This window comes from Cohaesibacter celericrescens, assembly GCF_002866925.1.
In the GTDB taxonomy this organism is placed as follows: Bacteria; Pseudomonadota; Alphaproteobacteria; order Rhizobiales; family Cohaesibacteraceae; genus Cohaesibacter; species Cohaesibacter celericrescens.
In genome coordinates this window covers 1-1,037 of the sequence record NZ_PKUQ01000045.1, presented here as the reverse complement: position 1 = coordinate 1,037, position 1,037 = coordinate 1, and the positions used below count along the sequence as shown (strand labels likewise).

3 protein-coding genes are annotated in these 1,037 nt (G+C 47.4%); 1 reads left to right on the top strand and 2 read right to left on the bottom strand.

The genetic code is table 11. The features are described 5' to 3' along the window. On the top strand, positions 1-298 hold a 298-nt coding region (locus C0081_RS18155; RefSeq protein WP_245417995.1), incomplete at its 5' end, for a WGR domain-containing protein. A gap of 60 nt (positions 299-358) precedes the next feature. Here the strand turns inward: C0081_RS18155 and C0081_RS18150 are convergent. Both C0081_RS18150 and C0081_RS18145 read right to left on the bottom strand, forming a co-directional pair. Then, positions 359-646 (bottom strand): type II toxin-antitoxin system RelE family toxin, encoded by a 288-nt coding sequence (locus C0081_RS18150; protein WP_101535279.1) that lies wholly within the window; start codon positions 644-646, stop codon positions 359-361. Further along, entirely contained in the window at positions 636-884 is a 249-nt protein-coding gene (locus C0081_RS18145; RefSeq protein ID WP_101535278.1) for a type II toxin-antitoxin system Phd/YefM family antitoxin, read from the bottom strand. Before C0081_RS18145 ends, C0081_RS18150 begins: the two co-directional genes overlap by 11 nt. Between the last annotated feature and the right edge of the window lie 153 nt (positions 885-1,037).

Genomic DNA, 1,037 nt, shown 5'->3' with positions numbered 1-1,037 from the left:
CGGTCCGCAAGGATTGTTGGTTAGATTTTTTGGAGCAATGGACACCATGCATGCCCTAAACACGCAGCCACAGCAAGCCAATCTGCATCGGATTAATCCAAAGCAGAATATGCACCGCTTCTATCAATTGCGCATCGAACCAACCCTGTTCGAAGACTGGTGTCTCATTCGCCGCTGGGGCCGGATTGGCTCAAATGGTCAAGCCAAACGCCAGTGGTTCGCGCATATATCTGACGCCACCATCGCCATGCAAAAATTGGAAGGCGCCAAAATATGTAAGGGATATGTGGCAAGGTGAGACGAGAATTGTTGGGGGTTACTCGGATAATTGTGTAGAATCCTAAGATCGGGATGGTCTTCAAATTGTACGTTTTGCCGCCATGTCATAGACGGAACCTCTTTCTCGTTTACCTACCGCTACGACAACAACCAGAATTTCTTTGTCCCTGATTTCATAGACCAGCCTATACCCTACACCACGAAGCTTGATCTTATATCGATCCTTTGCGCCTGAAAGCTTGGCGGACGGTACTCTCGGATTTTCTAGGCGTTCCAGCAGCTTTTTTTTGAATTGAGTACGAGTATTGGTATCCAACTTTCGCCACTCCTTGAGAGCTGCATCGACAAAACCCAACTCATAGGTCATTTATGGATACCTTTACGATAGCCTCGTCTGCCCGGCTGTCTGCGATCGCATTCAACTCTATGTCTTCAAGGCGGTCCATCATTGCTTCGTAGGTATCAGCAGGAACACAATAGAATGCGGGTTGATTGTGGTTCAGAATGGCGATTGCTGCACCATCGCCTGATGCTACAGTGCCCATCGGATTCTTTTTCAGTTCTGATACGCTGGCCGCAATCTCGGCCAAAATGACATGTGCCATATCTCTCTCCATAAGACCAAATATTAGTCCTATAAATAGCATTATAATTAGGTCAATTCAAGGTGCTGTTCTACGGTTAAGCGGTGCGGGTTGCAAGGCCTTACGTCTCACTCGACTATTATGGCCAGCCCCGTCTTGATTTGGGATACATTG

Excerpts from the sequence above, each read along its gene's own strand:
- C0081_RS18150 (WP_101535279.1), bottom strand. The coding sequence starts at position 646 with ATGACCTATGAGTTGGGTTTTGTCGATGCAGCTCTCAAGGAGTGGCGA.
- C0081_RS18145 (WP_101535278.1), bottom strand. The coding sequence starts at position 884 with ATGGCACATGTCATTTTGGCCGAGATTGCGGCCAGCGTATCAGAACTG.